This window comes from Blautia sp. AM23-13AC, from assembly GCF_003435675.1.
Taxonomy (GTDB): domain Bacteria; phylum Bacillota; class Clostridia; order Lachnospirales; family Lachnospiraceae; genus Fusicatenibacter; species Fusicatenibacter saccharivorans.
Genome location: NZ_QTUL01000001.1, coordinates 416329 through 430512 on the forward strand (window position 1 = coordinate 416329; position 14184 = coordinate 430512).

The following is a 14184-nucleotide window of genomic DNA, read 5'->3' on the forward strand; positions in this document are numbered from 1 at the left end:
GATTTCAACTGTTATTTGCCTATTTTACGCCGTTTTTCACCATTCTCTTACGCCGGTTCCCTTTTGCGGGAACGGATTCCGGTATTTCGCTTCCTCACCGAGGCGTTCCTCGATGCGGAGAAGCTCATTGTATTTCGCATTCCGCTCCGACCGGCACGGTGCTCCGGTTTTGATCTGGCCGGCGCCTGTCGCGACGGCAAGGTCTGCCAGAAAATCATCCTCTGTCTCTCCGGACCGGTGGGAAATGACGGCGCGGTACCCTGCTCTCTGCGCCATCTCCACCGCATCCAGCGCCTCAGAGAGCGTTCCGATCTGGTTTACCTTGATCAGAACCGCATTTGCCGTGCCAAGTGCAATGCCGCAGGAAAGCCTTCTTACATTCGTCACAAACAGATCATCCCCGACCAGCTGTACTCTGTTCCCGAGCGCTTCCGTCATCTGTTTCCAGCCTTCGAAATCGTCCTCGCACAGCCCGTCTTCGATGGATACGATCGGGTATTTTTCGATCAGTTCCTCATAGTAGGCAACCATTTCTGCGGTATCCCGAAATACTGTCTTTCCGCACTGACGGGATTCCCCGGGAAAGTAGTAGACGTTCCTGCTCTCCTCGTAGAGCTCGCTTGCCGCCGCATCGATCGCGATCATCACGTCGTTTCCGGGCGCATAGCCGGCTTTCTGGACCGCATTGACAATGAGCTGCAGTGCTTCATCGGAATCCTTTAAATCCGGCGCAAAGCCGCCCTCATCGCCGACAGAAGTCGAGTATCCCTTCTCCTTCAGGAGCTGCTTCAGCGTATGGTAAATCTCCGCGCACATGGAAAGACCCTCCCGAAATGAGGGAGCGCCGCACGGCATAATCATAAATTCCTGCAGATCGACGGTGTTGTCGGCATGACGGCCGCCGTTTAAAATATTCATCATCGGCACGGGCATACGGCTTGTGTGGCAGCCGCCCAGGTACTGGTACAGCGGCAGATGAAGCGCATTTGCCGCCGCGCGCGCTACAGCAAGTGAGACACCGAGAATGGCGTTTGCCCCGAGGTTTTCTTTCGTTTCGGTTCCGTCTGCCTGGCACAGGATATGGTCAATCCGCTCCTGCTCGAGCGCATTCTCGCCGACAACGGCATCGGCCAGCACGGTATTGACCGCTTCTACAGCCTTTCTCACGCCCTGCCCCAGATAGCGCACTTCCTGATCTCTTTTTTCCAGTGCCTCAAATTTTCCTGTCGATGCCCCGGACGGCACCTGGGCACGCCCCATATGGCCTTCCAGCCCGAGAATCCCCTCCCCGACGGCCACTTCCACCTCTACGGTCGGATTTCCGCGCGAATCCAGAATTTCTCTTCCTGTCACGCTTCGAATTGGTAAATATCGAAACATAGTTTTCCCTCCTGTTTTGCTGCAAAGTGAACAGTAACCAAGTTTCTTCTCTGCGTTCACAGTATGACCGTGCTATGGGAAAAATATGTTGCTCTCTCTGTCGAAACCTCTTTTTTCCAGTCCTTATTCTTTTCAAACATAAAAAACGCAATATGAAAGCCATCCGATTTTTCCATTTTCGGATGGCTTTCATAAGTTAGAACTGTGCATTGGACTGAATCCTTTCTTTTTTTGTTCTTTTGTTCTTTTGTTTCACTTTGGGGTACTTCGTTACGTTTTCTTGGGTCCATACCTTCTCTTTCTTAGTTTATGGGGTAATTCGTTATGTTCTCGGTGGTCCGTCCTCTCTTTCTGTTTTTTTCTTCCGTTTTCTTTTGTTGACTTTACTATATCAGTTTTCTCACCGTTTGTCAACACTTTATTTTGATTTTTTATCTGTTTTTCATTTTTATTCTGTCTCTTATTGCGTAATTATTTTTATTTTCAGATTATTATGATAAAATATCCCTGCCGCACCCGTTTCAAAACGAATCCGGCAGGGACATTTTCACGATTTCTCTTTATTTCTTAATCAGCAGGGATTTTCCTGTCATTTCTTTTGGCTGCTCCATTCCCATCAGCTCGATCAGGGTCGGTGCGATGTCTGCCAGGCATCCGCCCTCTCTTAACGTGTAGGATGGGTCTGCATTAACCAGAATGAACGGAACCGGATTGGTGGTATGAGCGGTGTATGGCTCGCCGGTCTCATAGTCTACAAGCTGCTCTGCATTTCCGTGGTCCGCACAGATAAACATCTGGCCGTCAACCTCTTTTAATGCATCAACTGCTTTGCCTACGCACTCATCAACAGCCTCAACTGCCTGGATTGCTGCGCTCTCAACGCCGGTATGGCCAACCATATCCGGATTTGCAAAGTTGATGATGATGACATCGTATTTCTGGGAACGGATGGCATCCGTCAGCTTGTCGCATACTTCGTAAGCACTCATCTCCGGCTTCAGGTCATAAGTAGCAACCTTCGGGGATTTCACAAGGATTCTGTCCTCACCTTTATTTGGCTCCTCAACGCCGCCATTGAAGAAGAAGGTTACATGTGCATATTTCTCGGTCTCGGCGATACGAGCCTGCGTCATGTTATGTGCTGCCAGATACTCACCGAAGGTATTGGTGATCTCTTCTTTTTTGAATGCAACGGATTTGTTCGGGATGGTCTCATCGTATTCCGTGAAGCATACGTAGGTCAGATCCAGACGTTTTTCTCTCTCAAATCCGGTGAACTCATCTGCACAGAATGCTCTTGTCAGCTCTCTTGCACGGTCCGGGCGGAAGTTGAAGAAAATCACAGAATCTTTATCCTGAATCGTTGCAACCGGTTTTCCGTCTTTTTTCAGAACGGTCGGCAGAACGAACTCATCGGTTTTTTCAGCATCATAAGAAGCCTGAACAGCCTCTGCCGCATCGGTTCCTTCTACGCCTTCCCCTTTTGTCAGAGCTTTGTAAGCCAGCTCGACACGATCCCAGCGGTTATCACGGTCCATTGCATAGTAACGGCCGGAGATCACGCCGATTTCGCCGACACCGATCTCATCCATTTTTGCCTGCAGCTGCTCAACATAGGATTTTCCGGATGCCGGAGGAGTGTCACGGCCATCCAGGAAGCAGTGTACATAAACTTTCTCGAGACCCTTACGTTTTGCCAGCTCCAGAAGTCCGAATACGTGGGTGATGTGGCTGTGAACACCGCCGTCAGAAAGAAGTCCGAACAGGTGCAGTGCGGAATTATTTGCTTTTGCATTTTCAACAGCCTTTACCAGCTCTTCATTCTCGAAGAAATCACCGTCCTGGATTGCTTTCGTGATTCTGGTCAGCTCCTGATATACAACGCGGCCTGCGCCCATGTTCAGATGGCCTACCTCAGAGTTACCCATCTGTCCGTCCGGAAGACCTACAGCAAGTCCGCTGGCCTGTCCTTTTACGTACGGGCACTGGCTCATCAGCTGGTCCATAATCGGAGTTTTTGCTTCGCAGACAGCGTTATGCTCGCATTTGTCATTCAGTCCATATCCGTCAAGAATCATTAATACGGTTGGTTTTTTACTCATTGTGAATTCCCTTCTTTGATTTAATTTTGGGGTAACAATCCAGATCCCCATCTCGATTCCGCTTACGCTGCATCTCGATGTTGCTTTTCGCCATATGAAACTCCAGAAAAAGCGCTCCTTCATGCAAGCATGATTCGCGATTTTTCTTCCATTTCGCATGGATCTGAATTGTTACATTTTGTTAGTATACCCGGATTGTCGAAGAAATCTCCTGGATCATCGACATTCCGCCTAAAATCTGCATGGCATCCTCAAAATGGCGCTCTTTGACCTCGTCCGTAATGACGACGATCTCGGCGTATTTTCCATTGACACGTTTCTGAAGCATCTGTGCAATCGAAACCTTGTTGTTTCCAAAGACAGAAGCTACCGATGCCAGCGTTCCATACCGATTTTCAATCTGCATGCGTACAAAATATTTCGACTTAATTTCGCCGACACGCTTGATCGGGCATTCCCGGTAGCATGTGCAGCCGATTCTGCCGCAGCAGTTCCATAAAATATTGCGCACGACATCGAAAATATCACCCACAACAGCACTCGCAGTCGGAAGCTCTCCGGCACCTCGTCCGTAAAACATCGTATCCTGTACGGCATCGCCTGTCAGGAATACGGCATTGTAGGAATCATTGACAGTCGCAAGCGGATGATTGCTGTCGATCAGCATCGGATGAACGCGAGCTTCGATTCCTTCCGGGGTATCTTTTGCCACGCCGAGCAGCTTGATCGTGCATCCCATCTCTTTTGCGTACTGGATATCGGTCGCCGTGATTTTGGTAATGCCTTCGGTGTAAACATCTTCAAATGTCACTCTGGAATTGAACGCTGCTGAAGCAAGAATTGCCACTTTCCGGCCGGCATCAAGACCTTCCACATCTGCGGTCGGGTCTGCTTCCGCATAACCCATGTCCTGCGCCAGACGGAGTGCATCGCCAAACTCCATGCCTTCCTGCGACATTTTTGTCAGAATAAAATTTGTGGTACCGTTGAAAATACCCATCAGCTCTGTGATATGATTGGCTGCAAGGCACTGTTTCACCGGACGGATAATCGGAATTCCTCCCGCCACGGATGCCTCGTAGAGAAAATCCTTTCCGTTTCTCTTTGCTGCCGCAAGGATTTTTTTACCCTCAGATGCCACCAGGTCTTTGTTTGCCGTTACAACATTCTTTCCTGCATCCAGGCAGGCAAGAATGTAATTCATAGCCGGCTGTTTTCCACCCATAACCTCAACAACAATCTCAATCTCCGGGTCATTGGCAATGTCCTCAAAGTTCATGGTAACGATCGACGGATCATCAACCTTTGCAGCTGCTTTTTCCACATTGCGCACGAGAATTTTTTTCAGCTCCACACGCGCTCCCAGCTTCGGAAGCATTTCCTCCTGCTGGCTTTTCAGCACTTTGTACACACCGGTACCGACGGTGCCAAGACCCAGCATTCCGATTTTAATTACTCTTTCCTCTGCCATACTCATCTCTCCCTCTTATTTCAGGGATACGATGCATTCAATTTCTACTTTTGCTGCTTTTGGAAGAGCGGCAACTGCTACACAGGAACGAGCCGGTTTGGACTCGCCAAAGAAAGCACCGTATACTTCATTTACCTTGGCAAAATCGTTCATATCGGTCAGGAAAATGGTTGTTTTCATCACTTTCGTGCGGTCAGTTCCTGCTGCTGTCATGATTGCGTCCAGATTCTTTAAAGAGAGGGTTGCCTGCTCTTCTACGGTTTCCGGGATCACGCTGCCATGCTCTACATCAAAGCCAAGCTGTCCGGAAATAAATAAAAGGCCGTTGTCTGCGACTGCCTGTACATAAGGTCCGATTGCTGCCGGTGCTTTTTCTGTATTAATGATTTCTCTTGCCATAATCATATTCTCCTTTATGCTTTCTTTCGCGTCGTCTGATTTGCCGCGTTTTTTCCCTCTATCATGCGGTTTTTCCGACACTTTTGTCGTTCCCATCATATCACATGTGGGAGATGTCCGCAAGTGCGAAAAAGCCGCTCCCGGACACAAGAAAAGTTCAGAATCGTTCATTTCACATATCCAAATTCTATTAATTCATGTATGAACGCACTCCGTCTAGGATATCTTTTGTGATATGTCGACATAACAGCAATCACTTGTTTCTTTGATAACTGTTCTGTAAGTTCGTCTGATTTTCTTAAAAAAGCCGGTAAATTCATTTGCCTTTTCCAATCAAATCATCAATCCTATTTCATTTTATCCGTCAATATCCATTTTCCTTTTCGATTAGACCCCTCACGGATAACTTTACCTTCATGCTGCATTTTTGTAAGCATACGCTTAATCGTTGCCGTAGAAACTGCAAGCGCTTTTGCTAATTCTTTCTGAGTCAGTTCCGGATTTTTATAAATCATTTCTGACAATTGAATTTCAAGGTCATCTTTGGGATCATGATTGGGGTCATTGGGATCTCGATCGAGGTCAACAGGCTCATGATTGAGATTATCGGGCTCACGATTGAGATCATTTGACCCATGATTGAGGTCATGATCTCGATTTTTGACCTCAATGACCTCATTCTGGCCGCGATAAAGATTGATGCGGAAAGCTACTTCCATATCAATAAATTCCGGTTCACGCAATCCGTATTCCTGCATAGCCTGCATAAGTTTCGGAATACCACTTCCCCATGCTTCCACAAGGTTCATATAGGCAAAAGCATTGGCAAGCGAACGATTTCGGATTTTTGAAAATCCTTCCTTCATCAACTCAATCGTTACGCCAGGAAGCAGTCCACCAGGAGATGTGATCTCCAAGCGATCATCATAAATTGCCACCTGAATATTAGAATTCTGAATGTAACTGCAATTCATAACTGCATTAACGATCAACTCACGGATACTATCCGGCGGCAGTTCATAAATATCCTGTCGATATACTCCTTCCAGCCGACATCCCATACGAATATTTCTAAGGACAAACTGCACCGCTTCCTCTACTTGCTTCCAAAGCGGTCCTTCATAATTACGTCGATCCAAAAAGACAGCTCGCGTCGTTCCCTTAAACACAGCGCACTGTATCATGGAACGGAGTCCACCTTGTCCCGTTAAATAAATATACGCATTTGTCGGATAGATTTTTTCATTCTCATCTTTTTTCAAAATTCCCCAACTGAGCAAAACATTTTTCGTTACATCTTTAACTGCTGATCGCTGAAGATTGGATTTGCAGTTGGCAATAGCAACTTCCTTCATTTGTTCACAGAGACTTTTAATATCTTCATCGGTCACTTCTATATCTCTGCGGATTATTGAATCAAAAGAGCGGGCATCGCATTCATAATATAATTCTCTTGACATATCACGGTCAGCAGGGCGTGTTGTTCCAGAAACTCGAATATATACGCCATTCTCCAGCCCCTCTGCCTTAATATAATATGGTTTCCGACGTCCCGTCCTGATTTCTGCAACAATTACAGGTTTATCATTTATATTTTGCAAATAAACATCCGGGATAATTGTAGGTTCACAACTGTCAGAAATAGCATTCGTAATCGCATCAATCTCCCGAAAAACTTTATCCTCCGGAATGCCAACAACTTCTCTTGTTTTATCGTCAATACCAAATATAATCCTCCCACCTTTTCCGTTAGCGAAAGCAACAACCGTTTTCATATATTTCATGCTCTTGTCTGGACGTTGTACTTTGAATTCAACGTTCTTGGATTCTCCAGCAAGGATTTCTTCTATTGTCATCCGATCACCTCCATGATTAAGTTTTGTCCATGATGACTCTATTATTTTGCTTTTTGCTTCCAATGTGGTTCCATTCATTTATGACTATTTTCCGTATGGTGCTTCAGATTCTGCCGCCATCAACACTGTTTCCTGATCGCTCAGATCGTATGTCACGGCTTTATGCTCTGGCTCATTAAAGGAATACGAACCACCGATACCGAAATATTTTTCAAAAAACGTTTTCAGTTTTTCAATGACTCTCTGTTTTTTCTTGGCTCTTCCGCCACCACCAAAACGAGAAATTGGCGGCATGATTTTATCTATATCCGTTCCCGCTGTTTTGATCTCTCCGTCCCGAAACGCATTCTCTATGAACTTTCGTGTGTCTTTCGGCTTCAATTTTTCTTCCACAATAATTACATTAAGATCATAATCACGCTGTTCCACAACAAATTCATGCCACTCATCCATAACATCGTCCACATCATTGATTCCTGCAATAAAGGTTTCAATAAGCTGTTTCTTGCTGCGCAGCTCCGGGCTGGCATCAATCGCTTTATTGATGGTTATCAGCACTTCCTTATCTTCACAGTGGGTATCATGATACTTCTTTACAAGCATCAGAATATAATCAATGTTGATTTCTACCTGCCGGATCAATTCAATTTCAAACACCACATCATCTGTAATATCCGTACTTTCCCGGCGTTTCCGTTTCCACTCGTCACGCAAATCCTGATAACGTCCAATGTAGTCTTGCAAATTGCGCTCAGAAATCAGCTCATTCCCCTTAAATTCGTCAAAGGAAAGCAGAAGGTTTCTCATACGAAGAATAGCACCAAACAAAGCAATAAAATCCTTCTGGTTCTGCTCTCCGACAATCTGCGGTTCTGACAGCGGAAACTTATGATTCAATTCCTCCATCAGATCCACATACCCTGGCATTGGCTTACCATCTACGGATTCATATCCGTAATAGTAATCCTTAAAGCTCTGCAGCAAAACAATGCCCCCGGCATTCTTATCCCCAAACAAGGAAATGGCACTATCTACTCGCTTCTGCAGATTTCTGAAACATACAATATTTCCAAAGGTCTTGATAGAATTCAGAATACGGTTTGTACGGGAAAACGCCTGTATCAGTCCGTGCATTTTCAGATTTTTATCTACCCACAGCGTATTCATAGTCGTCGCATCAAAACCGGTAAGAAACATATTGACTACGATCAGAATGTCCAATTCCTTATTCTTCATGCGAAGCGACACATCTTTATAATAATTCTGGAATTTATCACTTGAGGTATCGTAGTTCGTATGGAACATTTTGTTATAATCCTTGATTACTTCTTCCAGAAACTCTCTGGACGGCTGGTCGACAGATATAAAACAAGCATATCACGAAAACGTGAATTTTTCAATCCGCGCAAAAAATCACTCCGCTTCAAAACACAGAAACGAAGTGATTTCTTTTTGCACAAACTGGCACTCTCTATAGCTAAATCAAGGGTTATATGTTGCATAAAAAACAGCAAAACGCCACCAAACACCTCACCTTCAGCATTTCTGCCGAATTCACCGTGTTTGGTGGCGTTTTAGCCCGTTTTATTGATTGATTTCGTACAAAATCAATTATTTATTGTAGTTTACGATAGCTCCGAAATCTGGTTTCAGGGATGCTCCGCCTACCAGGCCGCCGTCGATGTTCTCCTGTGCGAACAGTTCCGGTGCAGTTTTTGCGTTTACAGAGCCGCCGTACTGGATACGGATAGCTGCTGCTGTTGCATCATCATAGATTTCAGCGATGCACTCGCGGATGCCTTTGCAAACTTCCTCAGCCTGCTCTGTTGTAGCAGTTTTGCCGGTTCCGATTGCCCAGATTGGCTCGTAAGCGATAACGGCTGTTTTTGCCTGATCTGCTGTTACATTCAGGAATCCAACCTTTACCTGCTGACGGATGAAATCCATCGTTACACCCTGCTCTCTCTGCTCCAGAGTTTCTCCGCAGCACATGATCGGGGTGATGCCGTGCTCGAAAGCTTTCAGCATTTTTTTGTTTACGGTCTCGCTGGTCTCTGCGAAGTATTCTCTTCTCTCAGAGTGGCCAAGTACAACGTATTTCACGCCAGCGTCTGTCAGCATAGCCGGGGAGATTTCGCCTGTGAAAGCACCTTTCTCCTCAAAATACATATTTTCAGCACCAATCTGGATGTTGGAGCCTTTTGCAGCCTCTACAACCGGGATGATATCGATGGCCGGTACGCAGAAAACAACGTCAACGTCGTCATTTGCTACCAGTGGTTTTAATGTATTGACTAATTCTACTGCCTCGCTCGGAGTCATGTTCATTTTCCAGTTTCCGGCGATAATTTTCTTTCTTGCCATGATCGTTTGATCTCCTTAGTTTTGAATATAAATTCTTATTTGTCGTTTGCTGCTGCAACGCCCGGCAGTTCTTTTCCTTCCAGGAACTCCAGGGAAGCGCCGCCGCCAGTGGAGATATGAGTCATCTTATCGCCATATCCAAGCTGGTTTACAGCTGCTGCGGAATCTCCGCCGCCGATGATCGTAACTGCATCTGTTTCAGCCAGTGCTGCTGCAACTGCTTTGGTTCCTGCTGCAAAATTCGGCATCTCGAAGCATCCCATCGGTCCGTTCCATACAACGGTTTTAGCAGTTTTAACAGCATCAGCGAACAGTTTTGCAGTTTCCGGTCCGATATCCAGACCTTCCCAGCCATCCGGAATCTGTCCGGCCGGAACAACCTGTGTATTTGCGTCGTTTGAGAATGCATCTGCAACAACGTTGTCTACCGGAAGAAGCAGTTTCACGCCTTTTGCTGCTGCTTTTTCTTTCATTTTGTTTGCATAATCCAGATAATCCATCTCAAGCAGAGAATCACCAACGGTGCCGCCTGCTGCTTTTGCGAAGGTATAAGCCATACCACCGCCGATGATCAGGACATCAACTTTATCGATCAGGTTGTCGATAACAGAAATCTTGCTGGATACTTTGGATCCACCAAGGATGGCAACAAACGGACGCTCCGGATTGTTGACAGCATTTCCAAGGAATGCGATCTCTTTCTCCATCAGGTAACCAACAACAGCAGTGTCAACATATTTGGTAACACCAACATTGGAGCAATGAGCACGGTGTGCGGTTCCGAATGCATCGTTTACGAATACGTCACACAGGGAAGCCAGTTCTTTGCTGAACTCCTCACCGTTTTTGGTCTCTTCTGCACGGTAACGGGTGTTCTCCAGAAGGATTACATCTCCGTCTTTCATAGCCTCAACAGCTGCTTTTGCGTTCGGTCCTACAACCTCAGGATCTGCTGCAAATTTAACTTCCTGTCCAAGAAGCTCGGAAAGGCGAACTGCAACCGGTGCAAGAGAAAGCTCTGGTTTTGGTTCTCCTTTCGGTTTTCCAAGATGAGAGCAGAGAATTACTTTTCCGCCGTCAGCGATCAGTTTTTTGATCGTTGGAAGAGCTGCTACCAGACGGTTCTCATCTGTGATTTTTCCATCGATCAGCGGAACGTTGAAGTCACATCTTACAAGGACTCTTTTTCCTTTTACGTTGATATCATCTACGGTTTTTTTGTTTAACATGGGCGTTTCCCTCCATATATCCAACTGCATCTGCCGCGCCGTTTCTTTGTTTTTGCGGCATCGCGGTCCTTATTTAAAAATGCAGTTTATAATTTTTGCACACGGAAAAGGGCTGTTTTTGTGCCGTATTTTTCCGCCGCATTCGCAAAAAGGGCCCGGTCCTTAACAGACCGGACCCTTTGGGCTCTGAAATTTTGCCGTTCAGTTTGTTAAATTATGCTAACTCGCTGAAGTATTTGATGGTACGAACCATCTGGCTTGTGTAGGAGTTCTCGTTATCATACCAAGAAACAACCTGTACCTCTGTTGTTCCGTTGTCCAGCGGAAGAACCATAGTCTGAGTTGCATCGAACAGAGAACCATATCTCATACCAACGATGTCGCTGGATACGATTTCATCTGTGTTGTATCCGAAGGACTCGGTTGCAGATGCTTTCATTTTTGCGTTGATCTCGTCAACAGTTACAGTTCCTTCTACAACTGCTGTAAGGATTGTGGTAGAACCGGTTGGGGTTGGAACACGCTGTGCAGAACCGATCAGTTTGCCGTTCAGTTCCGGAATAACAAGGCCGATTGCTTTTGCAGCACCGGTGCTGTTTGGAACGATGTTAACTGCAGCTGCACGGGATCTTCTCAGATCGCCTTTTCTCTGCGGTCCGTCCAGAGTCATCTGATCTCCAGTGTAAGCATGGATAGTAACCATGATACCGGATTTGATCGGAGCCAGTTCGTTCAGAGCTTTTGCCATAGGTGCAAGGCAGTTTGTGGTGCAGGATGCAGCGGAGATGATGTTATCGTCTGCTGTCAGGGTCTCATGGTTTACATTGTAAACGATGGTCGGAAGGTCGTTACCAGCCGGAGCGGAGATAACTACTTTACGAGCGCCTGCATTGATGTGTGCCTGAGCTTTTGCTTTGGAGGTGTAGAATCCGGAGCACTCCAGAACTACGTCTACGCCAAGCTCTCCCCATGGGCAGTTGTTAGCATCCGGGAAAGCATAGATTTTGATGTTTTTGCCATCTACTGTGATGGAATCTTCATCGGATGTTACGGTATCAGCCAGAGCATATTTTCCCTGAGAAGAGTCATATTTTAACAGATGAGCTAACATCTTCGGGGATGTTAAATCGTTGATTGCTACTACTTCATAACCTTCTGCTCCAAACATCTGTCTGAATGCAAGACGTCCGATACGGCCAAAACCATTGATTGCTACTTTTACTGCCATGATTTTCAATTCCTCCTAAAAAGTGAATTTTAATTTTGAGTCTCTGTACTTTGTTAAAGAAACATCAACCTTATCTGTATAATACCTAATTTCGTCGGAAAATTCAAGTTCTATTTTCAAGAAAATACGAAATTATTTCTAAAATTTGTGAAGAAGCCGGATGCCAATCCGTATTTCTGCAAAATTTCGAAAGATCCGTCTATTGCAGAAAGAGCCGGAATCCAGCCTTTCTGGGGCTTTTTCCGGCTTTTCCTGCGTGTTTTCTATTGGATCGGCAGATATTCCGGCTTTTTCTCTTTAAACCGCACGTAGTACCGGAATCCGGCTTCCTGCGCGATAGCTGACGCGTCCGCGAAATGAAACGCTATATGTTCCGGTTTGTGGGCATCGGCACCGAAGGTGATCTTTTCGCCGCCCAGTTCCCGGTATCTTCTGATGACATCCGGCGTCGGATTCGGCACGCCAAGGCCTGCCTTGTAGCCGCCGGTGTTGATTTCCAGCGCGATATCGTACTGAATCAGCTCTTTTAAAATGGTATCGATCTCGTCCGCAAATGCGCGGTAGCTGTAATCTTTTCCCTTTTCTCTGCAGTAGCGTACCACATAATCCAGATGACCAAGCGTCTGGAAATTGTGGAAGAACCGGATATTTTCTGCTGTAGCCCGAAAATACGCCCGGTACAGCTCTTCTGCTGTCCAGTCCAGGAAAGCATCCTCATAATAGGGGTCTTTTCCGTCAATGACATGCATGGAGCCGATCACATAGTCGAACGGCCACGCATTTACATACTCTTCCATCCGTTCTTTTAAGTGGAGCTGCAGTCCCAGTTCCACGCCGAATCGGATATCGATTTTGTCGCGGTATTTTTCCTGCAGTTCCCGGATTTTTGCCGCATATGCCGGTGTATCGAGCTGGAACTCGCCGGTACTGTAATCCATATCGTAGTGATCCGTCAGGCAGATTGCCGGAAGTCCCAGCTCGACTGCCCGTTTTACCATCTCTTCTGTTGGTGCTTCGCTGTCACTTGAAAAGAAACTGTGCATATGACAGTCCGCTATTTTCATCTTTCGGCCTCCGTAATCGTTCCGCCTCCGCCGACACAGCCGTCCACGTAGAAGACAACAGCCTGTCCCGGTGTCGGAGCACGCACGCCGTCCGGGAAGGTACAGGTAATCTCATCTTCCCCGGTCCGTTTGATCACGCACGGGGAGCCTTTGTGCCCGTACCGGATTTTTGCGGTGCAGGAGAGCTCTTCTCCAAGTTCCAGCGGCGGAATTGCCATATAGTTTACTTTGTTTGCTTTTACTACTTTTGCGAAAACCTCTTCATTTTCGCCGACCACAACCTCGTTCGTCTCCGGACGGATTTCCAGTACGAACACGCGGTGTCCCATCGGAAGGCCGAGTCCGCGGCGCTGTCCTACGGTGTAATGGGTAATCCCCTCATGGGTACCGAGGATTTCACCCTTTGTATTCACGAAATTGCCTTTCGGTGCCACGATTCCTGTCTCGTTCCGGATAAAGGAAGCGTAATCCTGATCCGGCACGAAGCAGATTTCCTGGGAATCCTTCTTTTTTGCTACCGGAAGACCGATTTTTGCTGCAATCTCACGAATCTGATCTTTTGTGTAGTCTCCGACCGGCATCAGCGTATGCGAAAGCTGCTCCTGGGTCAGATTATACAGTGCATACGTCTGGTCTTTTGCCGCTGTTACCGAATTTGCAATCGCATACCGTCCATTGGCAAGCTGTTCGATTCTTGCATAATGTCCGGTCGCAATGTAGTCCGCTCCAATGGAAAGACTGCGCTGAAGCAACGCTTCCCATTTCACATAGCGGTTGCAGGCGATACACGGGTTCGGTGTTCTGCCGCAGAGATATTCGTTCGTGAAATAGTCCATGACGTTCTCACGGAACTCTTTTTTGAAGTTCATGACATAATACGGAATGTCCAGCACCTGTGCCACGCGCCTTGCATCATCAACAGCAGAAAGGCCGCAACAGCCCCCGTTTTCCTCCTGGACTGTCTCGGCCTCATCCTGCCAGATCTGCATGGTCACCCCGATGACATCGTATCCTGCTTTTTTCAGGAGATACGCTGCCACCGAGGAATCTACGCCGCCGGACATTCCAACGACTACTTTCTTTTTTCCCAT

Annotated in this window: 12 protein-coding genes; all 12 read right to left on the bottom strand. The window is 46.6% G+C overall.

Annotation, left to right across the window (positions count from 1 at the left end; genetic code table 11):
- Positions 1–36 precede the first annotated feature (36 nt).
- The 12 genes from eno to mnmA all read right to left on the bottom strand — a co-directional run bounded on the left by eno (position 37) and on the right by mnmA (position 14184).
- Positions 37–1380 carry a phosphopyruvate hydratase gene (gene eno, locus DW642_RS01895; RefSeq protein ID WP_022463318.1) on the bottom strand — a complete coding sequence of 448 codons (1344 nt, stop codon included), beginning with the start codon at positions 1378–1380 and terminating at the stop codon, positions 37–39.
- A 56-nt stretch (positions 1381–1436) separates the two neighbouring features.
- On the bottom strand, positions 1437–1670 hold the full coding sequence (locus tag DW642_RS01900; protein ID WP_117509087.1) for a hypothetical protein: 234 nt from the start codon (positions 1668–1670) through the stop codon (positions 1437–1439).
- 270 nt (positions 1671–1940) lie between these two features.
- Positions 1941–3482 carry a 2,3-bisphosphoglycerate-independent phosphoglycerate mutase gene (gene gpmI / locus DW642_RS01905; RefSeq protein WP_022463319.1) on the bottom strand — a complete coding sequence of 514 codons (1542 nt, stop codon included), beginning with the start codon at positions 3480–3482 and terminating at the stop codon, positions 1941–1943.
- A 181-nt stretch (positions 3483–3663) separates the two neighbouring features.
- A complete protein-coding gene (locus tag DW642_RS01910; RefSeq protein WP_117509088.1) occupies positions 3664–4953 on the bottom strand; it encodes a homoserine dehydrogenase in 1290 nt (429 codons plus the stop codon).
- Positions 4954–4968: 15 nt separating this feature from the next.
- Positions 4969–5352 carry a RidA family protein gene (locus DW642_RS01915; RefSeq protein ID WP_055218381.1) on the bottom strand — a complete coding sequence of 128 codons (384 nt, stop codon included), beginning with the start codon at positions 5350–5352 and terminating at the stop codon, positions 4969–4971.
- Between the two features lie 347 nt (positions 5353–5699).
- Positions 5700–7208 (bottom strand): ATP-binding protein, encoded by a 1509-nt coding sequence (locus DW642_RS01920; RefSeq protein ID WP_117509089.1) that lies wholly within the window; start codon positions 7206–7208, stop codon positions 5700–5702.
- Between the two features lie 84 nt (positions 7209–7292).
- Complete coding sequence (locus DW642_RS01925) at positions 7293–8573, bottom strand: type I restriction endonuclease subunit R, EcoR124 family (RefSeq protein ID WP_416822260.1); 1281 nt, start codon at positions 8571–8573, stop codon at positions 7293–7295.
- Between the two features lie 246 nt (positions 8574–8819).
- A complete protein-coding gene (gene tpiA, locus DW642_RS01930; protein ID WP_022463322.1) occupies positions 8820–9572 on the bottom strand; it encodes a triose-phosphate isomerase in 753 nt (250 codons plus the stop codon).
- Positions 9573–9607: 35 nt separating this feature from the next.
- Entirely contained in the window at positions 9608–10801 is a 1194-nt protein-coding gene (locus DW642_RS01935) for a phosphoglycerate kinase (RefSeq protein ID WP_022463323.1), read from the bottom strand.
- 214 nt (positions 10802–11015) lie between these two features.
- On the bottom strand, positions 11016–12029 hold the full coding sequence (gene gap / locus DW642_RS01940; protein ID WP_022463324.1) for a type I glyceraldehyde-3-phosphate dehydrogenase: 1014 nt from the start codon (positions 12027–12029) through the stop codon (positions 11016–11018).
- Between the two features lie 263 nt (positions 12030–12292).
- Positions 12293–13093 carry a histidinol-phosphatase HisJ family protein gene (locus tag DW642_RS01945; protein ID WP_117509090.1) on the bottom strand — a complete coding sequence of 267 codons (801 nt, stop codon included), beginning with the start codon at positions 13091–13093 and terminating at the stop codon, positions 12293–12295.
- Complete coding sequence (gene mnmA / locus DW642_RS01950) at positions 13090–14184, bottom strand: tRNA 2-thiouridine(34) synthase MnmA (protein ID WP_117509091.1); 1095 nt, start codon at positions 14182–14184, stop codon at positions 13090–13092. Before mnmA ends, DW642_RS01945 begins: the two co-directional genes overlap by 4 nt.

Excerpts from the sequence above, each read along its gene's own strand:
- eno (WP_022463318.1), bottom strand. The coding sequence starts at position 1,380 with ATGTTTCGATATTTACCAATTCGAAGCGTGACAGGAAGAGAAATTCTG.
- DW642_RS01900 (WP_117509087.1), bottom strand. The coding sequence starts at position 1,670 with ATGGACCCAAGAAAACGTAACGAAGTACCCCAAAGTGAAACAAAAGAA.
- gpmI (WP_022463319.1), bottom strand. The coding sequence starts at position 3,482 with ATGAGTAAAAAACCAACCGTATTAATGATTCTTGACGGATATGGACTG.
- DW642_RS01910 (WP_117509088.1), bottom strand. The coding sequence starts at position 4,953 with ATGGCAGAGGAAAGAGTAATTAAAATCGGAATGCTGGGTCTTGGCACC.
- DW642_RS01915 (WP_055218381.1), bottom strand. The coding sequence starts at position 5,352 with ATGGCAAGAGAAATCATTAATACAGAAAAAGCACCGGCAGCAATCGGA.
- DW642_RS01920 (WP_117509089.1), bottom strand. The coding sequence starts at position 7,208 with ATGACAATAGAAGAAATCCTTGCTGGAGAATCCAAGAACGTTGAATTC.
- tpiA (WP_022463322.1), bottom strand. The coding sequence starts at position 9,572 with ATGGCAAGAAAGAAAATTATCGCCGGAAACTGGAAAATGAACATGACT.
- DW642_RS01935 (WP_022463323.1), bottom strand. The coding sequence starts at position 10,801 with ATGTTAAACAAAAAAACCGTAGATGATATCAACGTAAAAGGAAAAAGA.
- gap (WP_022463324.1), bottom strand. The coding sequence starts at position 12,029 with ATGGCAGTAAAAGTAGCAATCAATGGTTTTGGCCGTATCGGACGTCTT.
- DW642_RS01945 (WP_117509090.1), bottom strand. The coding sequence starts at position 13,093 with ATGAAAATAGCGGACTGTCATATGCACAGTTTCTTTTCAAGTGACAGC.
- mnmA (WP_117509091.1), bottom strand. The coding sequence starts at position 14,184 with ATGGGAAAAAAGAAAGTAGTCGTTGGAATGTCCGGCGGCGTAGATTCC.